Here is an 18,710-nt window from a genome sequence, read left to right on the forward strand (position 1 = left end):
GTGGAATGTCGTCAGCCGAACAAACCGGCAGCGATATTGATCGAAAACCCCAGAATCGCCGTGTTGAACACGAAACCGATTAACGATTGTGCCAATACGATTTTGCGGATATCGCGGGTGGCCACGCCGACATCTGCAGTCTGTACCGCCACGCCGATGGTGAAGGAGAAATACAGGAAGTCCCAATAGTTGGGCGTCGTCAGCCCTTCGGCGAAGCGCAACGCCGGTTCCTTGCCATTCCAGGTGTAATACAACCTGGCGTAGTGCACGCAGAAAATCACCCCGATCAGCAGCCATGAACCGATCACGGTCAGTGCGGTGAAACCGTAATGCATGAGCTTGCGCGTGGTTTCCAGGTCCTTGCTGCCCGCCAGTTCGAAGGTGATTGTGGCCAGGCTGGCCAGCGCGGCGATGCACACCACGAACAGCACCAGCCCGGCATTTTCGTCTTCGACTTCAGCGATGCGTTTGACGTCCGGCGCCTTCGCGCGCACGGTCAGCCAGAACATCAGGATCAGGTAAGTCCAGACACCGGCGTTCCAGCCGATGAGGATTTTACTGACGATGGAATCGGCGGGGGCCAACAGACCGGTGGCGAGGCCGAACAGGGCGGCGGCAGACAGGCGAGGGTGGGTGCGGGCGAGGAAGCGCATGAGGACTCGATGGGCCAGGGTGATTCAGACACCTTAGCCCAGCGATGCAGGATATGACCACTGACTCGAGTTTATGAAGAACCCTGTGGGAGCGAGCCTGCTCGCGAAGGCGTCGGTAGATTCAACATAGATGTTGGCAGACCGGACGCTTTCGCGAGCAGGCTCGCTCCCACAATTGGTATCAGTGGGGTTTGGTGAATCGTTGTACGAGCTTCATGACCACGACGAAGAACACGGGGACGAAGATCACCGCCAGCGTCGCGGTGATCATCCCGCCAATCACGCCGGTGCCGATCGCTTGCTGACTCGCCGAACTGGCACCCGTGGCAATGGCCAATGGCACCACGCCGAGAATGAACGCGAGCGACGTCATCACGATCGGCCGCAAGCGCAAGCGAGCAGCCTGCAACGTCGCATCAATCAGATCGTGACCTTCGTCGTACAAGCTCTTGGCAAACTCGATGATCAGGATCGCGTTCTTCGCCGACAGACCGATGATGGTGATCAGGCCAACCTTGAAGAACACATCATTGGGCATGCCGCGCAAGGTCACCGCCAGCACCGCGCCGAGCACACCCAGCGGCACCACCAGCAACACCGAGGTCGGTATCGACCAGCTCTCGTACAGCGCCGCCAGACACAGGAACACCACCAGCAACGACAGCCCAAGCAGGATCGGCGCCTGGTTGCCGGACAAGCGTTCCTGCAACGACAACCCGGTCCATTCCTGGCCCAGTCCTTTCGGCCCCTGCGCCACCAGACGTTCAATCTCCGCCATGGCCTCACCGGTGCTGTGCCCCGGTGACGGTTCGCCGGAAATCGCGATCGCCGGATAGCCGTTGTAACGGGTCAACTGCGCCGGGCCTTGAATCCAGTTGGCCTGCACGAACGCTGACAGCGGCACCATGTGCCCGGTGTTGTTGCGTACGTGCATTTTCAGCAGATCGGCCACCTGGCTGCGTTGATCGCCTTCGGCTTGCACGACAACACGCTGCATGCGCCCCTGATTGGGGAAGTCGTTGATGTAGCTGGAGCCGACGGCAGTCGACAGCACGTTGCCGATATCGGCGAACGATACGCCCAGAGCATTGGCCTGCTTGCGGTCGACCACCAACTGCACCTGCGGCGCTTCGGCCAGCGCGCTTTCGCGCACATTCATCAGCACCGGGCTTTTCTCGGCGGCTGCGAGCAGTTCGGTGCGCGCTTGCATCAAGGTCGCATGGCCGAGGCCGCCGCGATCCTGCAAACGGAACTCGAAACCGCTCGATGTGCCGAGGCCATCCACGGGCGGTGGCAGCACCGAGAACGCCATGGCGTCCTTGATTTCAGTCAGTGCGATATTGGCGCGATCGGCAATCGAGCTGGCGGCATCATCACTGCTACGCTGCGACCAGTCCTTCAGCGTCGAGAACGCCAACGCTGCGTTCTGGCCGCTACCGGAGAAGCTGAAACCGAGAATCACCACCGTGTCACTAATTCCCGGCTCGCTGGCGTTATGTGCTTCAAGCTGTTCAGCCACGGCCACCGTGCGGTTCTTCGTAGCGCCGGGCGGCAGTTGAATATCCGTGATGGTGTAGCCCTGATCTTCCACCGGCAGGAACGAGGAGGGCAGACGCGCAAAGCACAGGCCCAGTCCAACCAGCAGCACAGCGTAAATCAGCAGGTAACGGCCGCTGCGTTTCAACGCATAGCCGACCCAGCCCTGATAGCGATCAGTCAGGCGCTCGAAGCGGCGGTTGAACCAGCCGAAGAACCCGGATTTTTCGTGGTGTTCGCCCTTGGCAATCGGCTTGAGCAGCGTCGCGCACAGTGCCGGCGTGAGGGTCAGGGCGAGGAACGCCGAGAACAGAATCGACGTCGCCATCGACAGCGAGAACTGCTGGTAAATCACCCCGACCGAGCCTTGCATGAACGCCATCGGAATAAACACCGCGACAAGCACCAGCGTGATGCCGATGATCGCGCCGGTAATCTGTGTCATCGCCTTGCGTGTGGCTTCCTTGGGCGACAGGCCTTCGGTGGCCATGATCCGCTCGACGTTCTCCACCACGACGATGGCGTCGTCCACCAGAATACCGATGGCCAGGACCATGCCGAACATGGTCAGCACGTTGATCGAGAAGCCCAGCGCGAGCATGGTCGCGAACGTGCCCATCAGCGCCACGGGCACCACCAGCGTCGGGATCAGCGTGTAGCGCACGTTCTGCAGGAACAGGAACATCACCGCAAACACCAGCAGCATCGCTTCGCCCAAGGTGTAAATCACTTTGGTGATCGAGACTTTGACGAACGGCGAAGTGTCGTACGGAATCTTGTATTCCACGCCCGCCGGGAAGTAGCGCGACAGCTCATCCATCTTCGCCCGCACCAGGGTCGCGGTGTTCAGCGCGTTGGCGCCCGGCGACAACTGTACGCCGACGGCGGTCGACGGTTTGCCGTTGAGACGCGTACCGAACTGGTATTCCTGGCTGCCGATCTCGACCCGCGCGACGTCACCGATGCGCACGGTGGAGCCGTCGCGATTGGCCTTGAGCACAATGTCGGCGAACTCTTGCGGTGTCGACAACTGACCTTTCACCAGAATGGTCGCAGTGATTTCCTGGCTGGACGGATTGGGCAGATCACCGATGCTGCCAGCGGACACCTGAGCGTTCTGCGCGACGATGGCGGCGTTGACATCGGCAGGCGTCAGGTTGAACGCGATCAGCTTCTGCGGATCGATCCAGATGCGCATGGCCCGTTCGGCGCCGTACAACTGCGCCTTGCCGACACCGTCCAGACGCTTGATCTCGTTCATCACGTTACGCGCCAGATAATCGCTGAGCGCCACGTCATCGAGCTTGCCGTCGCTGGAGGTCAGGGTGATCAGCAGGAGAAAACCGGACGAGACTTTTTCAACCTGCAAACCCTGCTGAGTCACCGCTTGCGGCAGGCGCGACTCGACCACCTTGAGGCGGTTTTGCACGTCGACTTGCGCCAGCTCCGGGTTGGTGCCCGGCTGGAACGTGGCTTTGATCGTCGCGCTGCCGAGGCTGCTTTGTGATTCGAAGTACAACAAGTGATCGGCGCCGTTAAGCTCTTCCTCGATCAGGCTGACCACGCTTTCATCGACGGTCTGCGCCGAGGCGCCCGGGTACACGGCGTAGATCTCGATCTGTGGCGGGGCGACGTCGGGGTATTGCGCCACCGGCAATTGCGGGATGGCCAGCGCACCGGCCAACAGGATGAACAGCGCGACGACCCAGGCAAACACCGGGCGGTCGATAAAGAACTGCGGCATAGAAAAGCGTCCTGCTTACTGACCAGAGGTCTGGGCAAGTGGAAGAGGGGTGTCGTCGATCTGCACGGTTTCGCCGGGGCGGGCGTGTTGCAGGCCTTCGATGACGATGCGGTCGCCGGGCTTGAGGCCGCCGGTGACGATCCAGCGATTGTTCTGCACCGCGCCCAGTTGCACTGGTTGCTCAGCGACGCGCATCTGCTCATCGACGGTCAACACCTGAGCAATGCCGGCGCTGTCACGCTGCACGGCACGTTGCGGCACGGTAATGCCGTTCTGGATGGTTGCCTGTTCCAGACGCACGCGAATGAAACTGCCCGGCAGCAAGTCGAGATCCGGATTTGGGAATTCGCTGCGCAGGATGATCTGACCCGTGCCCGGGTCGACGGTGATGTCGCTGAACAGCAGCTTGCCCGGCAGCGGATACAGGCTGCCGTCATCCTGAATCAGCGTAGCTTTGACCTGATCCTGGCCGACTTCCTGCAACTGCCCGGAGCGGAACGCGCGGCGCAATTCGTTGAGTTCACGGGTCGACTGGGTGAGGTCGGCGTGAATCGGGTTGAGCTGCTGAATCAGTGCCAACGGTGTGGTTTCGTTCTGCCCGACCAGTGCGCCTTCGGTGACCAGCGCACGGCCGACGCGACCGGAAATCGGCGCGGTGACGGTGGCATAACCCAGATTCAGTTTCGCCCGTTCGACGGCAGCCTTGTTGGCCGCAACGTCAGCGGCGGTTTGCCGGGCATTGGCGCGGGCGTTGTCGTAGTCCTGAGCGCTGATGGCTTTGTCGTCGATCAACTGGGCGTAGCGTTGCTCTTGCAGTTTCGCTTGAAAGGCATTGGCTTCTGCCTTGCGCAGCGCAGCTTCAGCGCTGTCGAGGTCAGCCTTGAACGGCGCCGGGTCGATGCGGAACAGCACGTCGCCCTTTTTCACGTCGCTGCCTTCGCGAAAGGTGCGTTGCAAGACCACACCGGCCACCCGTGCGCGCACTTCGGCGATGCGTGGCGCGGCGATGCGGCCGCTGAGTTCGCTGCTGATCGTCAGGGGATGCGCTTCGAGCGTCTCGATGCGCACCGTGGCCGGTGATGCCTGATCCTCGGCTTGCGAGGATGAATCACAGGCGCTCAGTGTCAGCGCCATCGCGATCAGGCCGAGTCCGGCCAGCAGTTTCTTCGACATGTACAACCCCCAATATTGATGTCCGCATCCTACGGGCAGACGCCGAGATTAGCGGTGAAGCTTTGTAGGCGCTGTGTGAAATTGTGTAAGGGTTTTGCTCAGGGATGGGCGAGGGCGTATATCCTTCAGATCTTGAAATTTATTGCGACAGATAGATAGCTTTCGCGAGCAGGCTCGCTCCCACAGGGGATCGCATTCCAAGTGTGGGAGCGAGCCTGCTCGCGAATGGGCCTTATCAGTCGCCACAGCACTTTCTGGATCACCCCATGCCCAACATCCTCCTGGTCGAAGACGACACCGCCCTCGCCGAACTGATTTCCAGCTACCTGGAACGCAACGGATATTCCGTCAGCGTGATCGGCCGTGGCGACCATGTGCGCGAGCGAGCGCGGGTCAATCCGCCGGATCTGGTGATCCTCGACCTCATGCTGCCCGGCCTTGATGGACTGCAAGTCTGCCGTTTATTGCGCGCCGATTCGGCGACGCTGCCGATCCTGATGCTGACGGCTCGCGATGACAGTCACGATCAAGTGCTGGGCCTGGAAATGGGCGCCGACGATTACGTCACCAAACCGTGCGAGCCGCGCGTGTTGCTGGCACGGGTGCGCACCTTGTTGCGCCGCAGCAGCCTCGGCGAACCGTTGACCGCCAATGACCGCATTCTCATGGGCAATCTGTGCATCGACCTGTCTGAGCGCACCGTGACGTGGCGCGATCAGCCAGTCGAGCTGTCCAGCGGCGAATACAACTTGCTCGTGGTGCTGGCTCGCCATGCCGGCGAAGTGTTGAGCCGCGATCAGATCCTGCAACGCCTGCGCGGTATCGAATTCAACGGCACCGACCGCTCGGTGGACGTGGCGATTTCCAAGCTGCGCCGCAAGTTCGACGACCATGCGGGCGAGGCGCGCAAGATCAAGACTGTGTGGGGCAAGGGCTATCTGTTCAGCCGCTCAGAGTGGGAATGCTGAGCTGATGTTTCGCATCCTGTTTCGCCTGTATCTGGTGACGATCGTCTCCTACAGCGCGGCGATCTATCTGGTGCCGGATCTGGTGGTCATGGCGTTCCGGGATCGCTTCGTCACTTACAACCTCGATTATTCGCGCGGTCTGCAATCGCTGATTACCCGTCAGTTTCACGCCGTGCCGCAGGAGCAGTGGCCGGCGCTGGCGGCGTCGATGGACAAGGATTTTCAGCCGCTGCACATCGTCCTCGCGCGGATCGACGATGCCGGGTTCACCGCTATCGAGCAGCAACGCCTGCGCCGTGGTGAAAACGTCGTACGCATTGGCGACTGGGGCTGGCGTACGCTGGCGGTGACGCCGCTGGACGACACCACCGCCGTGCAAATGGTCGTGCCGCCGGATCCGCTGGACGTCAATCTGTTGTACTGGAGCATCAACGTGCTGATCGGCGCGAGTCTGCTCGCCTGCCTGTTGATGTGGCTGCGCCCGCACTGGCGTGATCTGGAACGCCTCAAAGGCACTGCCGAACGCTTCGGTAAAGGTCACTTGAGCGAGCGCACAAAAATCGCCCCGAGCTCCAACATCGGCAGCCTCGCCAATGTTTTCGACACCATGGCGGGCGATATCGAAAACCTGCTCAATCAGCAACGTGACCTGCTCAACGCCGTGTCCCATGAACTGCGTACGCCACTGACTCGTCTGGATTTCGGCCTGGCTCTCGCCCTGTCCGATGACTTGCCGAGCGCCAGCCGCGAGCGCTTGCTGGGACTGGTCGCGCACATTCGTGAGCTGGATGAGTTGGTGCTGGAGTTGCTTTCCTACAGCCGCTTGCAGAATCCGGCGCAATTGCCGGAGCAGGTCGAGGTGTCGCTGGATGAGTTCATCGACAGCATTCTGGGCAGTGTCGATGAAGAGCTGGAGTCGCCGGAGATCGTTATTGATGTATTGCTGCACGGTCAGTTGGAGCGTTTTTCGCTCGATCCACGCCTGACCGCGCGGGCGATCCAGAACCTGCTGCGCAATGCCATGCGTTATTGCGAAAAACGCATTCAGATTGGTGTGCAGGTCAATGCCGAGGGCTGTGAGATCTGGGTCGATGATGACGGCATCGGTATTCCCGATGATGAGCGAGAGCGGATTTTCGAGCCGTTCTATCGACTTGATCGCAGTCGGGATCGGGCTACGGGTGGGTTTGGTCTTGGTCTGGCGATCAGCCGTCGCGCGCTGGAAGCACAGGGCGGCACGTTGACCGTTGAGTCTTCACCGTTGGGCGGGGCACGCTTCCGGCTGTGGTTGCCCAATAACGCCTGAGCTGCGTGACGCTGAAAATCTACCTGTGGGGCCGAGCCTGCTCGCGAAGGCGTCGGGTCAGTCAACGCATACCTGGCTGACATACCACCTTCGCGAGCAGGCTCGCTCCTTGGGAATTGCGTTGTTCAGACCAGCTCTGTGGATTGAATCAACCCGACCCCGGCACTTTGCATCCGCTCAATCGCTGCCGCCAGTGATCCATTCAGATCGATCGCCCGGCACGCATCCATCACCACATAAGTATTGAACCCCGCCGCCCGTGCATCCAGCGCCGAAAACATCACGCAGAAATCCAGTGCCAGCCCCACCATGTAGACCGTATCGATCCCGCGCTCTTTCAGGTAGCCGGACAGCCCCGTGGTGGTGCGGCGATCGGCTTCCAGAAAGGCTGAATAGCTGTCGATATCCGGATTGCAGCCCTTACGAATGATCAGTTGGGCGTGAGGCAGGTCAAGTTCCCGGTGAAACTCGGCCCCCGGTGTCGATTGCACACAATGGTCGGGCCAGAGCGTCTGCTCGCCATAATGCAACTGGATGACATCGTAGGGCTGGTGCCCGGGATGACTGGACGCGAATGAGGCGTGACCGGTCGGATGCCAGTCCTGTGTCATGACCACCTGGGTGAACTGGCGGGCGAGCCGGTTGATCAGCGGCACAATCAGGTCTCCTTCGGGGACCGCTAATTGACCGCCGGGGGTGAAGTCGTTTTGAACGTCGATCACCAGTAAGGCAGAGCGGGATGAATCTGGCATCGTGGAGGCATCCTCGGAAAAATACGCGCTGAGCATAGTGCAGGAACTAGCTGGTGATTAAGCGGCTTTTTAACAGTTTTGCCTTGTCTTCCAGCGCCATTGGGGCGTCGTGTCCGATCAGCATCCAGGCGTGTTCACGTTCAGTCCAATACACCACGTTCATCTCACGCCGACGCTCATGGGCCAACGGCTGACTGCCGCTGTTCGAGCGGGTCACACACAGCGCCAATGGTCCATGTTTCGCATCCAGATAAACGATCTGCGCAATCGGTACGCCGTCATACTCCAGCATCTGCGCCCGTTTGAATTCGGCATCAGGCAGCTTCAAAGTGGCTGGCGCAAGGTTCAGGCCCAGGCGCGCATCGACGGTGCGCAGTTGCGCGCGTTGGGAGGCTTCGTCGGTGGGCAGGTGATCGAGCGTTTGCGGCACATACAGCGCCATGTAATCGCCCACCAATGCCCGCCAGTTGTTCGATTGCACGGCGTGCCAGCCGAGGAATAACCGGTCGGCCAATACGCCACCGGCCAACAGCGCAGCGGCGGCGCCACCGATAAACCAGCGGCGATTGAAGCCCGGAGGCTTGGGCGCTGGAATGGCGTCCAGCCGCGCTTGCAGACGCTCCAGCGGGGCCTGCTGCGCCAGCTCGTCATAGGCGTTCTTGTACGGCAGGTTGCTGCGGCTGAGCCATTGCACGCGCAGACTCAGCAGTGAGTCTTCGGCAATGGCGTTGTCGAGTTGATGGCGATAGTCGCCGTCGAGTTCGCCGTCGAGGTAGGCGACCAGTTGCTCATCCGAAGGTAGGTTCATGATCGGTCTCCTTCGGTGGATTTCGGCACGGTCTGCAGCGGTGGGTATTCGGCGAGTTTGAGGCGGGCGGTGGCCAGGCGGCTCATGACCGTGCCGATCGGCACTTGCAGGATTTCAGCGACTTCGCGGTAGTACAAGCCTTCGACATAGGCGAGGTAGACCGTTTCGCGCTGGGTCTCGGGCAGCGCATCGACGCGGCGGATCACTTGCGCGGCCATCACATGCGTCTGCGCGGCGTACTCACCATCAAACGCCAGTTGTCCATCGGCATCGACCTGGCCCGCACCCTGACGCACGCGCCGAGCGCGCACTTCATTGAGCCAGATCGAATGCAGAATGCTCAGCAACCAGCGATCCATACGCGTGCCGGCGATGTACTGATTGGCGCGCTCCAGCGCTCGCACACAGGTGGCTTGCACCAGATCCTCGGCCACGTGCCGATTGCGCGACAGCAGTAGACCGTAGCGCCACAGTTGCGCCAGGTGCTGCCCGAGTTCTGCTCTGAATGCCTGATCGTTGAAGATGATGGCGGCCCTTATAAGTGCTCAGGTTTTCGATGAGTCGTTGATGGCTTCGGCCAGGTCCTGGTATTCCTCGCACGACGTGCCGCAAATCGATTGGATCTGCTGCAACTGCTCTTGCGCCAGGTCGACGCGGCCTTTGATCACATAGGCCTCGCCGAGGTATTCGCGCACTTGCGCGTACTGCGGGTCGAGTTTTACCGATTGCAGGTAATAACCGATGCCTTCGTCAGTGCGCCCCAGCTTGCGCGTGGCGTAACCGCGATAGTTGAGGGCCTTGGCGGTGTGCGGTTGCTTCAGCGTGTCGAGCAACGCCAGGGCCTCTTCGTAGCGACCGGCCTTGGCAAGGCGATAGGCGTAATCAGTACGGTCGGCATCCGAAAGTGCTTTGCTGACTTGCATCACACACTTCTGGGTTTTGCTGTCCCAAACCTGGCCTTTCGGGCATTCCGGCTTCTGCACCGGCGCGTCTTCATCGCCATTGGCCAGGGCCAATTGGCTGGACATCGCCGCGACCAGTAACAACGGGGCGGCGAACATAACGGAACGGATAGTCATGGGCAAGGCTCCACAGAAAGTTATGTTTCACTTTGAACACCACAGGGTGAATTTTTATTCATTACTTTATCAGTGACTGTTCAAGGTAAGCGTAAATTCAAGCGCTATGCTCGGGAGCGTCTGCCGTCGATCCGACGTTTTGCCGTAAGGAGAGTTGCCATGACCGATCACGTCCATCATTCAGCCGCTGCCGGCTACAAAAGCGCTGCCGACACCTATGTGAAAGGTCGGCCGGACTATCCGCCGCAGGTGACTGAGTGGCTGAATGTGACGCTGGGTCTGGACAGGCATAAAACCGTGATCGATCTGGGTGCCGGCACCGGCAAGTTCACCGGACGCTTGGTGGCGACCGGCGCGCAAGTGATCGCGGTTGAACCGGTGCCGCAGATGCTGGAAAAGCTGTCTGACGCCTGGCCTGATGTGCTGGCCGTGAGCGGCACGGCGACCGATCTGCCGTTGCCGGACGCTTCAGTCGATGCGGTGATTTGCGCGCAAGCGTTTCACTGGTTCGCCAGTGCCGAGGCGCTGACCGAAATCGCTCGAGTACTCAAGCCCGGAGGCAAGTTGGGGCTGATCTGGAACCTGCGCGACGCCGACGTCAGTTGGGTGCCGAAACTGGACGCCATCGTCAACGCACTGGAAGGGGACACGCCGCGCTATTACACAGGTGCCTGGCGCAAAGCGTTTCCGCACCCGGCATTCGCGCCTCTGCAGGTCGAGCGGTTTCACCATGGCCATACCGGCTCGCCGGAAGACGTGATTTTCAATCGGGTGCGCTCCACCAGTTTCATCGCCGTGCTGCCGGAGGTGCAGCGGGCGAAAGTCGATGAACAGATTCGTGCGTTAATCGCCACAGAGCCGGAACTGCGTGACAGGGATGTGGTGACAGTGCCTTACGAAACCGCCGCGTTCGTCGCCGTGAAAAAAACCTGACATGTGGGAGCGAGCCTGCTCGCGAAGGCAATCTACCCGGCATCCGATAACCCGGATCAACCCACCCGAGCCAGATCCACCGCCTTCCTGTTGCGCTCGCGAACCCCACGCACCACCAGATACAACAACGGCCCGATCGATACGAAAACCGCCGTCAACAACAAATATGGCACCACCGACCAAATCGACTGCCCACGCGACCGGGCATCCTTGACCATCCACACCCCGGCCAGAGTCGCCAGCAGATACAGATCAATCACCACCTGCGCGGTGTCGGGCCGCGACATCAGGCTGATGCCGAAGTCGATCAACGACTGTTCAGCCTGGAGCATCACCGAAACGGTGTAACCGCTAAACGCGAGCAAAGCCGCGAGGGGCAGGGCGATCGACATCATGCATTCCTTCCGTGGTGTGATGAGAGAGTGGCCAGACTAACGCCGCCGCGCAAAATTGGCCATTGACTCGCCAATAGCGCACAGGCTAATTTCCAGCCCATGACTTCGACTGTATCGCTTTGCCAGCCAATGATTATTACCGCCATTCCTCATTTGGCGGGCTAGCTCACGACTGCAGCACCCAACCCGCCCTAGAGGCGGGTTTTTACTTTCTGTCTCCGGGGTTTTGAAAATGTCAGGAGACGACCATGCCGCACAGCCCCGACCAGCAAACCCTGCTTGAGCACTACGTGAAAAAGATCCTCGCCGCGCCGGTGTACGACCTCGCGGTGCGCACGCCGTTGCAAGCGGCGCCGGCGCTGTCGGAGGCGCTGGGCAACCGGATTCTGCTCAAGCGTGAAGACCTGCAACCAACGTTCTCCTTCAAGATCCGTGGCGCTTACAACAAACTGGTGCAACTCACCGAGGAGCAAAAGGCGCGCGGGGTAATCACCGCATCGGCCGGCAATCACGCGCAAGGCGTGGCGTTGGCAGCGCGCGAACTGGGGATCACGGCGACCATCGTCATGCCAGCGACAACGCCGGAACTGAAAGTGCTGGGTGTGCGCAGTCGCGGCGCTGACGCGTTGCTGCACGGCGAGAGTTTCCCGTTCGCGCTGGCCCATGCACTGCAACTGGCGGAGCAGACTGGACGCACCTTCGTGTCACCGTTCGATGACCCGGAGGTAATCGCCGGGCAGGGCACCGTGGCGATGGAAATCCTCCGCCAGCATCAAGGTTCGCTGGACGCGATCTTTATCCCGGTGGGTGGTGGCGGTCTGATCGCCGGCATCGCGGCTTACGTCAAATACCTGCGCCCGGAAGTAAGGATCATCGGCGTCGAATCCGAACACTCAGCGTGCCTGAAGGCCGCACTGGAAGCCGATCAGCGCGTCGTGCTGCCCAATGTCGGCACTTTCGCCGATGGCGTGGCGGTAGCGCAGATCGGCGCGTTCGGGTTTGAGGTTTGCCGTTTCTGCGTCGACGAAGTGATCACCGTCAGCAACGACGACCTTTGCGCAGCGATCAAGAATATCTACGACGATACCCGCTCGATCACCGAACCGTCCGGCGCCTTGGCCGTGGCCGGGATCAAGCAGTACGTAGCGCGAACCGGGGTGCGCGAGCAGACATTCGTGGCGATCGACTCGGGCGCCAATATCAACTTCGACAGCCTGCGCCATGTCGCCGAGCGCGCCGCAGTCTGCAGCGTCTCGGCGTGAAGCGGTTTACGGCAGCAAGGGGCGCAGGAAGCTGCGCTCGTAGCTAACGATGAACTTCTTCTCGACCAGGCTGGCCACCAGTGCGGTGCTCTCCTGATCGGTCATCGCGATGTGCCGATAGCTTTCGTAATCCGCCAGTGACGGAAAACTGAACAGGCAATAAGCGATGTTGCTCGCGCCTTCGGACGGCAAAAAGTAGCCGTGATGCGTGCCGCCCAAGCGCTCGACGATGCCGAGCCAGGCCTTCGCGTAGGCCTCGAACTCGGTCAGTTGGTAAGGGTCGATGACATATCTGACGTGGCAGGTAATCAAACGACGCACTCCTTGTTCGGGTTATTCCTGCAGGGCTGTACCGACTTTGTCCGAGGCCGACCAGATGCGATAACGCACTTCGACGTCCGACGGCGCATACACCACGACCGGCAATTTGCTGTTGTACCGCAGCATGAAGCCGTCACCGACGACAGGCACGAACGCGCGTTTCTTCTGGCTGCCGGGCGGGCAGGCCATCATCGTGCTCATCGGCCCGATGACTTTTTCCAGCCGATAGAACGGATAACCCCAGCCTTCAAGATTTTTCTCATCGAGAACACCGCCCAAACGCTGGCGATTGCAGTCCACTTCCAGAGTTTTGCCGGCAAGGATTTCCACCTGGAAGTTCTCTTCCTGCTCCTGCTTGGGCAAGTGAATGACCTGGCGGGTGAACCCGGCTTCAGCCTTCGGGTACGGCGCGACGTCTTCAAGCTTGGCGGCGTGGGCGAGGGTGGACAGGCTAGCGATGAACAGCCCGGTGCTCGCGTAAACGCGGAAAGAACCCATGGAAGCCTCCGTGCGGGTGTAGGGTGGATAACGGGCATTCTTACCGTCATGGGCCGTGATTGCAAACCAGCGTCGAGTTGCAAATTGCAGTACCGGCAGGGGCCATTCTTGCAATTTGCAACTAGCCAAATACTGGCACCGCCGCCAAGTGCTTGATTTCATGAGGGTGAAAATGAACCGATGAAAGGCACGCTTTATGCGTCTTTTCAGTGCGGCGCACCGGCCTTGGGCGCCTACACTCCAATGGGCATTTCGCAGTACCACCGCTTGTCGCACCAGGGAAACAGCGGGGACACACCCGTGCAGGGGCAGCAACGGTCAGCGTGAATACTTGATTGGCATCTCACAGTAAGGAGAGGGTTTCGCCATGTTTCTGTCTGCCTTGGAACTACGCAATATCATTGAAAGCAGTTTTCTGCCGAAACGCTGCCAGTGCACGCTGTCGCCGGACTTGTCGATGACCGTCAAGGTTTTCGGCGATCACCAGACCGATCAGGTCGATCTGCTGGTCAGTGGCATCGACGCCAGCCATCTCAACGGCTGTCGTGAAATCAACGAACTGATCGCCGGGCTGCGCTCAGATCTGAACCAGCAAACTGTGCAACATCACTACAGCCCACGCTCCAGAGTCGTCTAACGCACCGTTTCACCCAGTTCGACCGTCACGCGCCGGGCCTGCACAAAACCAAGGCCCAGCGCGAACTCGACCAGCACCGCGAGCAGAATCCCGGGGCCGGCATGGCCGTTCAGCCATTCCGCAAACCCCAACACCGCCAAACCAAAACAACCGACGATGAACCCGTTGCTCAGCGCATTGCGCCCCAGCGACGGCGGTGCATTGCGCACCAGATAAAACATCACCCCCAACGCCGCAAACAGCACCGCACTGCGCCGCGCGACAAACCCGGCACCCTCGGAGTACTCGATGCTCCAGATCGCCAGCAGGCTCTGCGGGAAAACGCCCCAGGCCAACGCCAGCAAAAAACACAACGAACACGTGAAGCCCGACAACGTGCGAAACGACAACTGCATGGCGAATCCTTGCGGCAGTGAGGAGGGCTCCGAGCATAACCGCCGAAACACCCCACGCCTACCGCAAAACCGCAAATCAGACGTTTCTGTCAGTTCTGGAAGTTGCACGCGTCAGACAATTTCCGATAACTGATTTCCTCAGGCTTACCGGCGTTGTCGATGTACTTCATGTCGGCCGTAACCACTTTGCACAGTTGCGTTGGTGGCTCGGTCAACGACACCACTTTGGCCACATGCAGCGGCATGCCGTACTCATACGGCACGGCTTTGGACGTGGCGGAAGTGTCATTGGCCTGGGCCAGCCCGGCAAACGCGGTGCAGGCGAGGGCGGCGGTGAGCAATAAAGGACGAATGTTCATGAAAGGACTCCCGAGTGGCGGTTCTAGCGTTCGGCGTGATGCACCCGAACCTGCCGCACTGGGCAACAGCCAAAACGGCTGAGGGCGTGCGGTTCAGTAGAGTTTTTGACCACGGCGTTAAGGGATGGTTAACCGAGCTGAACGCCGGCTGTCAGGGAGTGCGGCGGTTTTCTCTGGAAGGTTTGGCGAATTCCTACAAAGGCTGGTGCCTTGTCTGCTTCCGGCGGCTGGAGCGGGGCGGTTATTGTCGGTTGCCGCTGCAAAATCAGTGGTTCGGGTTTGGTCACCTGATAACTTCCCTTATTGCAGATGTGCCATCATTTGCGCTGCGGACATCTATGTCCGTGCGGTGCATAGCTGTGGCGGCTGTGTGCAGGACGCCTTCGGGCGAGCTGAGTTGGGGTTGTTCTCGGTTGACCAAGCCTGCACACAGTCCGCCTCCCACTGTTTGGTCACAGTGCTGGCGGTTACTTTCGCCCCAATTGAGTAATCACCTATGCCGATAATCAAACTGCTACAAAACCGCTATCTCCCCCTCAGCAGCAATGTCACCGAAACCCCGACACTGCTCATCGACACCCAAGCCAACCCGAAAGACATCCTCGAAGCCGCCGTCCAGCGCATCCGCGCCGCCGCCGACCTGCTCGAGACCTTGCATTGCCTGTGCTTCAAACACGCCGACGTGCAGGACATTCCACACATCACCCATGCGCTTTACCTGCTGACGCAGGATGGCAATGATTTGCTGCAGGTGGCGCAGCAGCAGATGTTGAGCTGGAAGGCGCCGGCTTGATGGGCTAGTGAAAACGGCAGGGGTGAACAGCCGAATTTACGCGGGCTGATTCACTTGCTGCCGGTTAATGCAAGCGGGGTGTTGTGCGACTAACCGCTGGGGCTGCGGTCAATCTCCTAGTTTGTCAGGGAAAAATGAGAGGGGTGGGTGAGTGGTTTTCCACTCTTTAGCTATTCTTTCTGAATCTTCAATCTGTGCTGGTGTCATTTTCTCGCGAATTTCTTCACCTTTTCGCTCAACATATCTTCCGATTCCGCCAGCATCACCTAGATCTTTAAGCAATGTAAAAAGCGCATAACCTTTAAATAGATCTAGGGGGTAATCCAGTTTGTCCGGAGTGTGGGAAATATAGGCGCCATAGCTGCTTACTGCCACTTGGTAACCACTGCGGGCTGCTAACTCAAGCCACTGGCGAATACTTGCTGTGTCGCCTTCTCTATGTAAAATTTCCAGGTAATCCATCATTGCTTTTGGATATCCGCCTTCCGATGAAAGCAAAAGCCATTTTTTTACAGATGCATCACGTTTTCCTGGAATCAAGAAGAAACCTTCGCCCTGACGTTCGTTGACCGCCATCCAGTACTGCGCGAGCGAGTATCCCGCGTTTGCGGATCTCTCTAACCACTCACGATTCAGAGTGATTTCATACATTAGATACAAGGATTCGGGATCGCCTTCCTGCGCCTTTGGTAGAACTAATCCTTTAGCTTGTGCAAACCATTCCGCTTGGGTTTTCTTGAATGGAGGGCAGTTGCCAATCTTCTGACAAAAGTCATTTTTGTGTCGGCCCAGTTGAATCATTGCATAGATATTGTCTTTTTCTGCTGCCTTTTCATACCAATGTTGCGCTTCGGGTGCCATGTAGCGACTTTTTTTCGAATGATTTCTGCTAAGTAATATTGAGAATCGGAATTCCCATCGTTGCTTTCAATTTGGAGTTGTTGAGTCGCTGCATTTATTCTAAGTTGATTGTATAAGATCAGTCCTGAAACTTTTTCGGGTTCGCTGTCTGCCGCTAGGCTTAGATCTATCCAAAAAAATATAACAATTAATAAAGGCCGCATAGAGAATTTAGACACTACTATTGCCTGCCTAGTTTTTCCGGGAAAAAGGAAAGTGGAGGATGTGCCGCTTTCCATGCTGAAGCAAATTTCTCGGCGCGCACAAGTTGTGCTGGAGTCATTTTCTCTGCAATCTCTGGAAGTACTTCATCTACATAAGATTGCATCCCTCCACCTTCGTCTAGTTCCTTCAGAAGTGAGGTTATCGCATATCCTTTTACCACATCAAATTCGAATCCGAACCTTTCAGGAGCATGTGCTAAGTACGCGCCGTAACTGGTGACGCCGCTCTCATATCCGCGTTCGGCGGCGGTTCTAATCCAATGGCGAGCGGTTTCAAGATCACCACTATTTTCATGTAGATAAGCCGCATACTCCATCATCGCTCGCGGATTTCCACCTTCGGCCGATGCTTTCAACCAATTACCGACGGATGCGTTGCGCCTGCCCGGAAGGAAGAAACCTTCGCCTTGTCTATCGCCAATAGCCATCCAATATTGCGCTGTTGCATTTCCAGCAAGCGCTGATTTTTCCAACCAGCTACGATCTAACGTTATTTCATACATAACATACATCGCCTCAGCGTCACCGTGTTCAGCCCTAGGCTGCGCTAGATCACGTGCATTACGAAGCCAATCGACTGGAGCTTTAATAGGGTTTGGGCAATTGTTCATCCTTTTACATAGATCATCACCACTACGCCCTAACTGAATCATTGCGTAGTAGTTCCCTTGCTTTGCAGCAGCTTCGTACCATTGCTGCGCTTCAGCAGTCATGTACCGGCTTCGCTTTCGAAGTGCCTCGGCAAGGTAGTATTGGGAATCAAGATTTCCCGAATCGGCCTCTTTTTTTAGCTCGGGAATCGCCAAGCCTAACTTTAGCTGGTTGTATAACACCACTCCCAGGGTTGATTCATTTGTTTGCGAATGTGCTGAGCTGTTTGCAGAAAGAGCGGCGATCAGCATTGCTAAAATAATTCCAAATGCTCGCACTGCTATTAATAACCTAGCTTGTCAGGGTAAAACGAGAGAGGCGGGTGGTTGGCCTTCCACGTTTTTGCGAGCTCTTTTGCTTTTTCTATTTGCTCTTTTGACATGTTTTTTTCTATGCCGGATAATGTGTCATTGACGTCTCGTATTACATTGCCTCCACCATTAAGTTCCAGCAGGTTTGAAAGTAAAGCATATGATTTTATTGGGTCGAATGCGAAACCGTATTTTGAGTTTTCTTCGCCTATGTAGGATGCATATCCAAATACACCTTCTACATAGCTCGAGTCAGCTGCTTTTTCGTTCCAGTTTCTGAACGAGGCTAAATCATTTTTTTCGATCATGATTGCGGCTAACCCCATCATTGCAAGTGGATAACCATTTTCAGCAGACGCCTTCATCCATCGTTCGATAGCTTGGTCGCGTCTCGAGGGTAGTAAAAATGAACCCCTTCCTTCTTGGTACTTCGTCGCCAGACGGAACTGCGCAAATGCGAATCCGTTCTCTGCTGACTTCTCCAACCAGTCATCGTTGTCTGTCATTTCATATAACAGGTACATTGATTCGCTATCTCCCTGCGTTGCGCGTTGAATTGCAAGGCTTTTAGCTTTAATTACCCAGTTGCTAGGAGAGTCTTCACCTGGTGGACAGTTTTTCATGGTTGAACACAAGTCGTCTTCAATTCTCCCAAGGCGAATCATAGAGTAGATGTTCCCCTTTTTTGCGGAGCTTTCGTATGCTTTTTTAGCTTCCGGAGTCATGTAGCGGTTATTTTTTCTTAACGCTTCGCCCAGATAGTAGAGCGCCTCATCATCTCCGCCGTCAGCGGCGGTTTTCAAAAAATCGATCGCAGAAATGGCTTTGTATTGATTGTAGAGTTTTATCCCCTCGTTTTTTGATTTTTGTTGTTGGGTGGAGAGTTCGGAATGTGCATGTTTGCTAAACAGTATGCATGCAAACGCCAAGCTTAGAGTCAAAATTTTGAGTGGCTCAAAGTAACTTTGTCTCGCAGTTGAGCTTGGTTTTAATTGTAGAGGCTGATGCAAGA

At 57.8% G+C, this 18,710-nt stretch carries 20 protein-coding genes and 1 pseudogene; 6 read left to right on the plus strand and 15 right to left on the minus strand.

Translation table 11 applies throughout. The features are described 5' to 3' along the window. Window positions 1-11 precede the first annotated feature (11 nt). The 3 genes from HU754_RS13610 to HU754_RS13620 all read right to left on the minus strand — a co-directional run bounded on the left by HU754_RS13610 (window position 12) and on the right by HU754_RS13620 (window position 5,106). The gene (locus HU754_RS13610; protein ID WP_186621460.1) at window positions 12-653 is read right to left on the minus strand and encodes a DUF1345 domain-containing protein; all 642 of its coding nucleotides are present in this window, start codon (window positions 651-653) and stop codon (window positions 12-14) included. Between the two features lie 181 nt (window positions 654-834). Next, window positions 835-3,933, minus strand: a complete 3,099-nt coding sequence (locus HU754_RS13615) for a multidrug efflux RND transporter permease subunit (protein WP_186621461.1) — start codon at window positions 3,931-3,933, stop codon at window positions 835-837. A gap of 15 nt (window positions 3,934-3,948) precedes the next feature. Beyond that, window positions 3,949-5,106: an efflux RND transporter periplasmic adaptor subunit gene (locus tag HU754_RS13620; RefSeq protein ID WP_186621463.1), complete on the minus strand. Its 1,158-nt coding sequence runs from the start codon at window positions 5,104-5,106 to the stop codon at window positions 3,949-3,951. 266 nt (window positions 5,107-5,372) lie between these two features. Here HU754_RS13620 and HU754_RS13625 point away from each other — a divergent pair, with 266 nt between their 5' ends. Together HU754_RS13625 and HU754_RS13630 are read left to right on the plus strand one after the other, a co-directional pair. Then, complete coding sequence (locus HU754_RS13625; RefSeq protein ID WP_007912171.1) at window positions 5,373-6,074, plus strand: response regulator; 702 nt, start codon at window positions 5,373-5,375, stop codon at window positions 6,072-6,074. A gap of 4 nt (window positions 6,075-6,078) precedes the next feature. Beyond that, complete coding sequence (locus HU754_RS13630; RefSeq protein ID WP_093431171.1) at window positions 6,079-7,380, plus strand: ATP-binding protein; 1,302 nt, start codon at window positions 6,079-6,081, stop codon at window positions 7,378-7,380. Window positions 7,381-7,505: 125 nt separating this feature from the next. On the opposite strand, the gene pncA is transcribed toward HU754_RS13630, so the two are convergent. From pncA to HU754_RS13650, 4 genes are all read right to left on the minus strand, one after another. Then, window positions 7,506-8,132 carry a bifunctional nicotinamidase/pyrazinamidase gene (gene pncA / locus HU754_RS13635; RefSeq protein WP_186621472.1) on the minus strand — a complete coding sequence of 209 codons (627 nt, stop codon included), beginning with the start codon at window positions 8,130-8,132 and terminating at the stop codon, window positions 7,506-7,508. Between the two features lie 46 nt (window positions 8,133-8,178). Next, complete coding sequence (locus HU754_RS13640; protein WP_186621473.1) at window positions 8,179-8,940, minus strand: anti-sigma factor; 762 nt, start codon at window positions 8,938-8,940, stop codon at window positions 8,179-8,181. After that, complete coding sequence (locus HU754_RS13645; protein ID WP_264082812.1) at window positions 8,937-9,395, minus strand: sigma-70 family RNA polymerase sigma factor; 459 nt, start codon at window positions 9,393-9,395, stop codon at window positions 8,937-8,939. Before HU754_RS13645 ends, HU754_RS13640 begins: the two co-directional genes overlap by 4 nt. 90 nt (window positions 9,396-9,485) lie before the next feature. Beyond that, on the minus strand, window positions 9,486-10,019 hold the full coding sequence (locus tag HU754_RS13650; protein WP_016984464.1) for a tetratricopeptide repeat protein: 534 nt from the start codon (window positions 10,017-10,019) through the stop codon (window positions 9,486-9,488). A gap of 159 nt (window positions 10,020-10,178) precedes the next feature. On the opposite strand from HU754_RS13650, the gene HU754_RS13655 reads away from it, so the two are divergent. Then, window positions 10,179-10,952: a class I SAM-dependent methyltransferase gene (locus HU754_RS13655; protein ID WP_186621475.1), complete on the plus strand. Its 774-nt coding sequence runs from the start codon at window positions 10,179-10,181 to the stop codon at window positions 10,950-10,952. Between the two features lie 56 nt (window positions 10,953-11,008). Here the strand turns inward: HU754_RS13655 and HU754_RS13660 are convergent, their stop codons facing one another. Continuing rightward, window positions 11,009-11,347, minus strand: coding sequence for a DUF2834 domain-containing protein (locus HU754_RS13660; protein ID WP_186621477.1), 339 nt, complete (start codon window positions 11,345-11,347; stop codon window positions 11,009-11,011). 248 nt (window positions 11,348-11,595) lie between these two features. Between HU754_RS13660 and ilvA the strand changes: the two are divergent. After that, a pseudogene (gene ilvA / locus HU754_RS13665) lies at window positions 11,596-12,585 on the plus strand (threonine ammonia-lyase, biosynthetic); the annotation flags it as partial. Window positions 12,586-12,615: 30 nt separating this feature from the next. On the opposite strand, the gene HU754_RS13670 reads toward ilvA, so the two are convergent. Together HU754_RS13670 and eco are read right to left on the minus strand one after the other, a co-directional pair. After that, entirely contained in the window at window positions 12,616-12,921 is a 306-nt protein-coding gene (locus tag HU754_RS13670; RefSeq protein ID WP_186621685.1) for an NIPSNAP family protein, read from the minus strand. A 21-nt stretch (window positions 12,922-12,942) separates the two neighbouring features. Continuing rightward, a complete protein-coding gene (gene eco / locus HU754_RS13675; protein WP_186621486.1) occupies window positions 12,943-13,428 on the minus strand; it encodes a serine protease inhibitor ecotin in 486 nt (161 codons plus the stop codon). A 367-nt stretch (window positions 13,429-13,795) separates the two neighbouring features. On the opposite strand from eco, the gene HU754_RS13680 reads away from it, so the two are divergent. Further along, complete coding sequence (locus HU754_RS13680; RefSeq protein ID WP_007912157.1) at window positions 13,796-14,065, plus strand: DUF1652 domain-containing protein; 270 nt, start codon at window positions 13,796-13,798, stop codon at window positions 14,063-14,065. Here the strand turns inward: HU754_RS13680 and HU754_RS13685 are convergent. Beyond that, on the minus strand, window positions 14,062-14,460 hold the full coding sequence (locus HU754_RS13685) for a hypothetical protein (RefSeq protein WP_186621487.1): 399 nt from the start codon (window positions 14,458-14,460) through the stop codon (window positions 14,062-14,064). The two genes, HU754_RS13680 and HU754_RS13685, sit on opposite strands and share 4 nt — an antisense overlap. Before the next feature lie 89 nt (window positions 14,461-14,549). After that, complete coding sequence (locus tag HU754_RS13690; RefSeq protein ID WP_016985200.1) at window positions 14,550-14,819, minus strand: DUF2790 domain-containing protein; 270 nt, start codon at window positions 14,817-14,819, stop codon at window positions 14,550-14,552. A 496-nt stretch (window positions 14,820-15,315) separates the two neighbouring features. Between HU754_RS13690 and HU754_RS13695 the strand changes: the two genes are divergently transcribed. Then, complete coding sequence (locus HU754_RS13695) at window positions 15,316-15,612, plus strand: hypothetical protein (RefSeq protein WP_186621488.1); 297 nt, start codon at window positions 15,316-15,318, stop codon at window positions 15,610-15,612. Between the two features lie 108 nt (window positions 15,613-15,720). Here the strand turns inward: HU754_RS13695 and HU754_RS13700 are convergent, their stop codons facing one another. The 3 genes from HU754_RS13700 to HU754_RS13710 form a co-directional block, all read right to left on the minus strand. Then, window positions 15,721-16,473, minus strand: coding sequence for a tetratricopeptide repeat protein (locus tag HU754_RS13700; protein ID WP_186621489.1), 753 nt, complete (start codon window positions 16,471-16,473; stop codon window positions 15,721-15,723). Between the two features lie 220 nt (window positions 16,474-16,693). Continuing rightward, window positions 16,694-17,638 (minus strand): tetratricopeptide repeat protein, encoded by a 945-nt coding sequence (locus tag HU754_RS13705; RefSeq protein ID WP_186621490.1) that lies wholly within the window; start codon window positions 17,636-17,638, stop codon window positions 16,694-16,696. A 32-nt stretch (window positions 17,639-17,670) separates the two neighbouring features. Next, entirely contained in the window at window positions 17,671-18,708 is a 1,038-nt protein-coding gene (locus HU754_RS13710; RefSeq protein WP_225919980.1) for a tetratricopeptide repeat protein, read from the minus strand. Window positions 18,709-18,710 lie beyond the last annotated feature (2 nt).

Source organism: Pseudomonas zeae (genome assembly GCF_014268485.2).
Taxonomy (GTDB): Bacteria; Pseudomonadota; Gammaproteobacteria; order Pseudomonadales; family Pseudomonadaceae; genus Aquipseudomonas; species Aquipseudomonas neuropathica.

Coding starts and splice junctions, on each gene's coding strand:
- eco (WP_186621486.1), bottom strand. CDS start 13,428: ATGGGTTCTTTCCGCGTTTACGCGAGCACCGGGCTGTTCATCGCTAGC.
- pncA (WP_186621472.1), bottom strand. CDS start 8,132: ATGCCAGATTCATCCCGCTCTGCCTTACTGGTGATCGACGTTCAAAAC.
- HU754_RS13625 (WP_007912171.1), top strand. CDS start 5,373: ATGCCCAACATCCTCCTGGTCGAAGACGACACCGCCCTCGCCGAACTG.
- HU754_RS13700 (WP_186621489.1), bottom strand. CDS start 16,473: ATGGCACCCGAAGCGCAACATTGGTATGAAAAGGCAGCAGAAAAAGAC.
- HU754_RS13705 (WP_186621490.1), bottom strand. CDS start 17,638: ATGCTGATCGCCGCTCTTTCTGCAAACAGCTCAGCACATTCGCAAACA.
- HU754_RS13650 (WP_016984464.1), bottom strand. CDS start 10,019: ATGACTATCCGTTCCGTTATGTTCGCCGCCCCGTTGTTACTGGTCGCG.
- HU754_RS13690 (WP_016985200.1), bottom strand. CDS start 14,819: ATGAACATTCGTCCTTTATTGCTCACCGCCGCCCTCGCCTGCACCGCG.
- HU754_RS13640 (WP_186621473.1), bottom strand. CDS start 8,940: ATGAACCTACCTTCGGATGAGCAACTGGTCGCCTACCTCGACGGCGAA.
- HU754_RS13695 (WP_186621488.1), top strand. CDS start 15,316: ATGCCGATAATCAAACTGCTACAAAACCGCTATCTCCCCCTCAGCAGC.
- HU754_RS13655 (WP_186621475.1), top strand. CDS start 10,179: ATGACCGATCACGTCCATCATTCAGCCGCTGCCGGCTACAAAAGCGCT.
- HU754_RS13610 (WP_186621460.1), bottom strand. CDS start 653: ATGCGCTTCCTCGCCCGCACCCACCCTCGCCTGTCTGCCGCCGCCCTG.
- HU754_RS13615 (WP_186621461.1), bottom strand. CDS start 3,933: ATGCCGCAGTTCTTTATCGACCGCCCGGTGTTTGCCTGGGTCGTCGCG.
- HU754_RS13620 (WP_186621463.1), bottom strand. CDS start 5,106: ATGTCGAAGAAACTGCTGGCCGGACTCGGCCTGATCGCGATGGCGCTG.
- HU754_RS13685 (WP_186621487.1), bottom strand. CDS start 14,460: ATGCAGTTGTCGTTTCGCACGTTGTCGGGCTTCACGTGTTCGTTGTGT.
- HU754_RS13660 (WP_186621477.1), bottom strand. CDS start 11,347: ATGATGTCGATCGCCCTGCCCCTCGCGGCTTTGCTCGCGTTTAGCGGT.
- HU754_RS13680 (WP_007912157.1), top strand. CDS start 13,796: ATGTTTCTGTCTGCCTTGGAACTACGCAATATCATTGAAAGCAGTTTT.
- HU754_RS13630 (WP_093431171.1), top strand. CDS start 6,079: ATGTTTCGCATCCTGTTTCGCCTGTATCTGGTGACGATCGTCTCCTAC.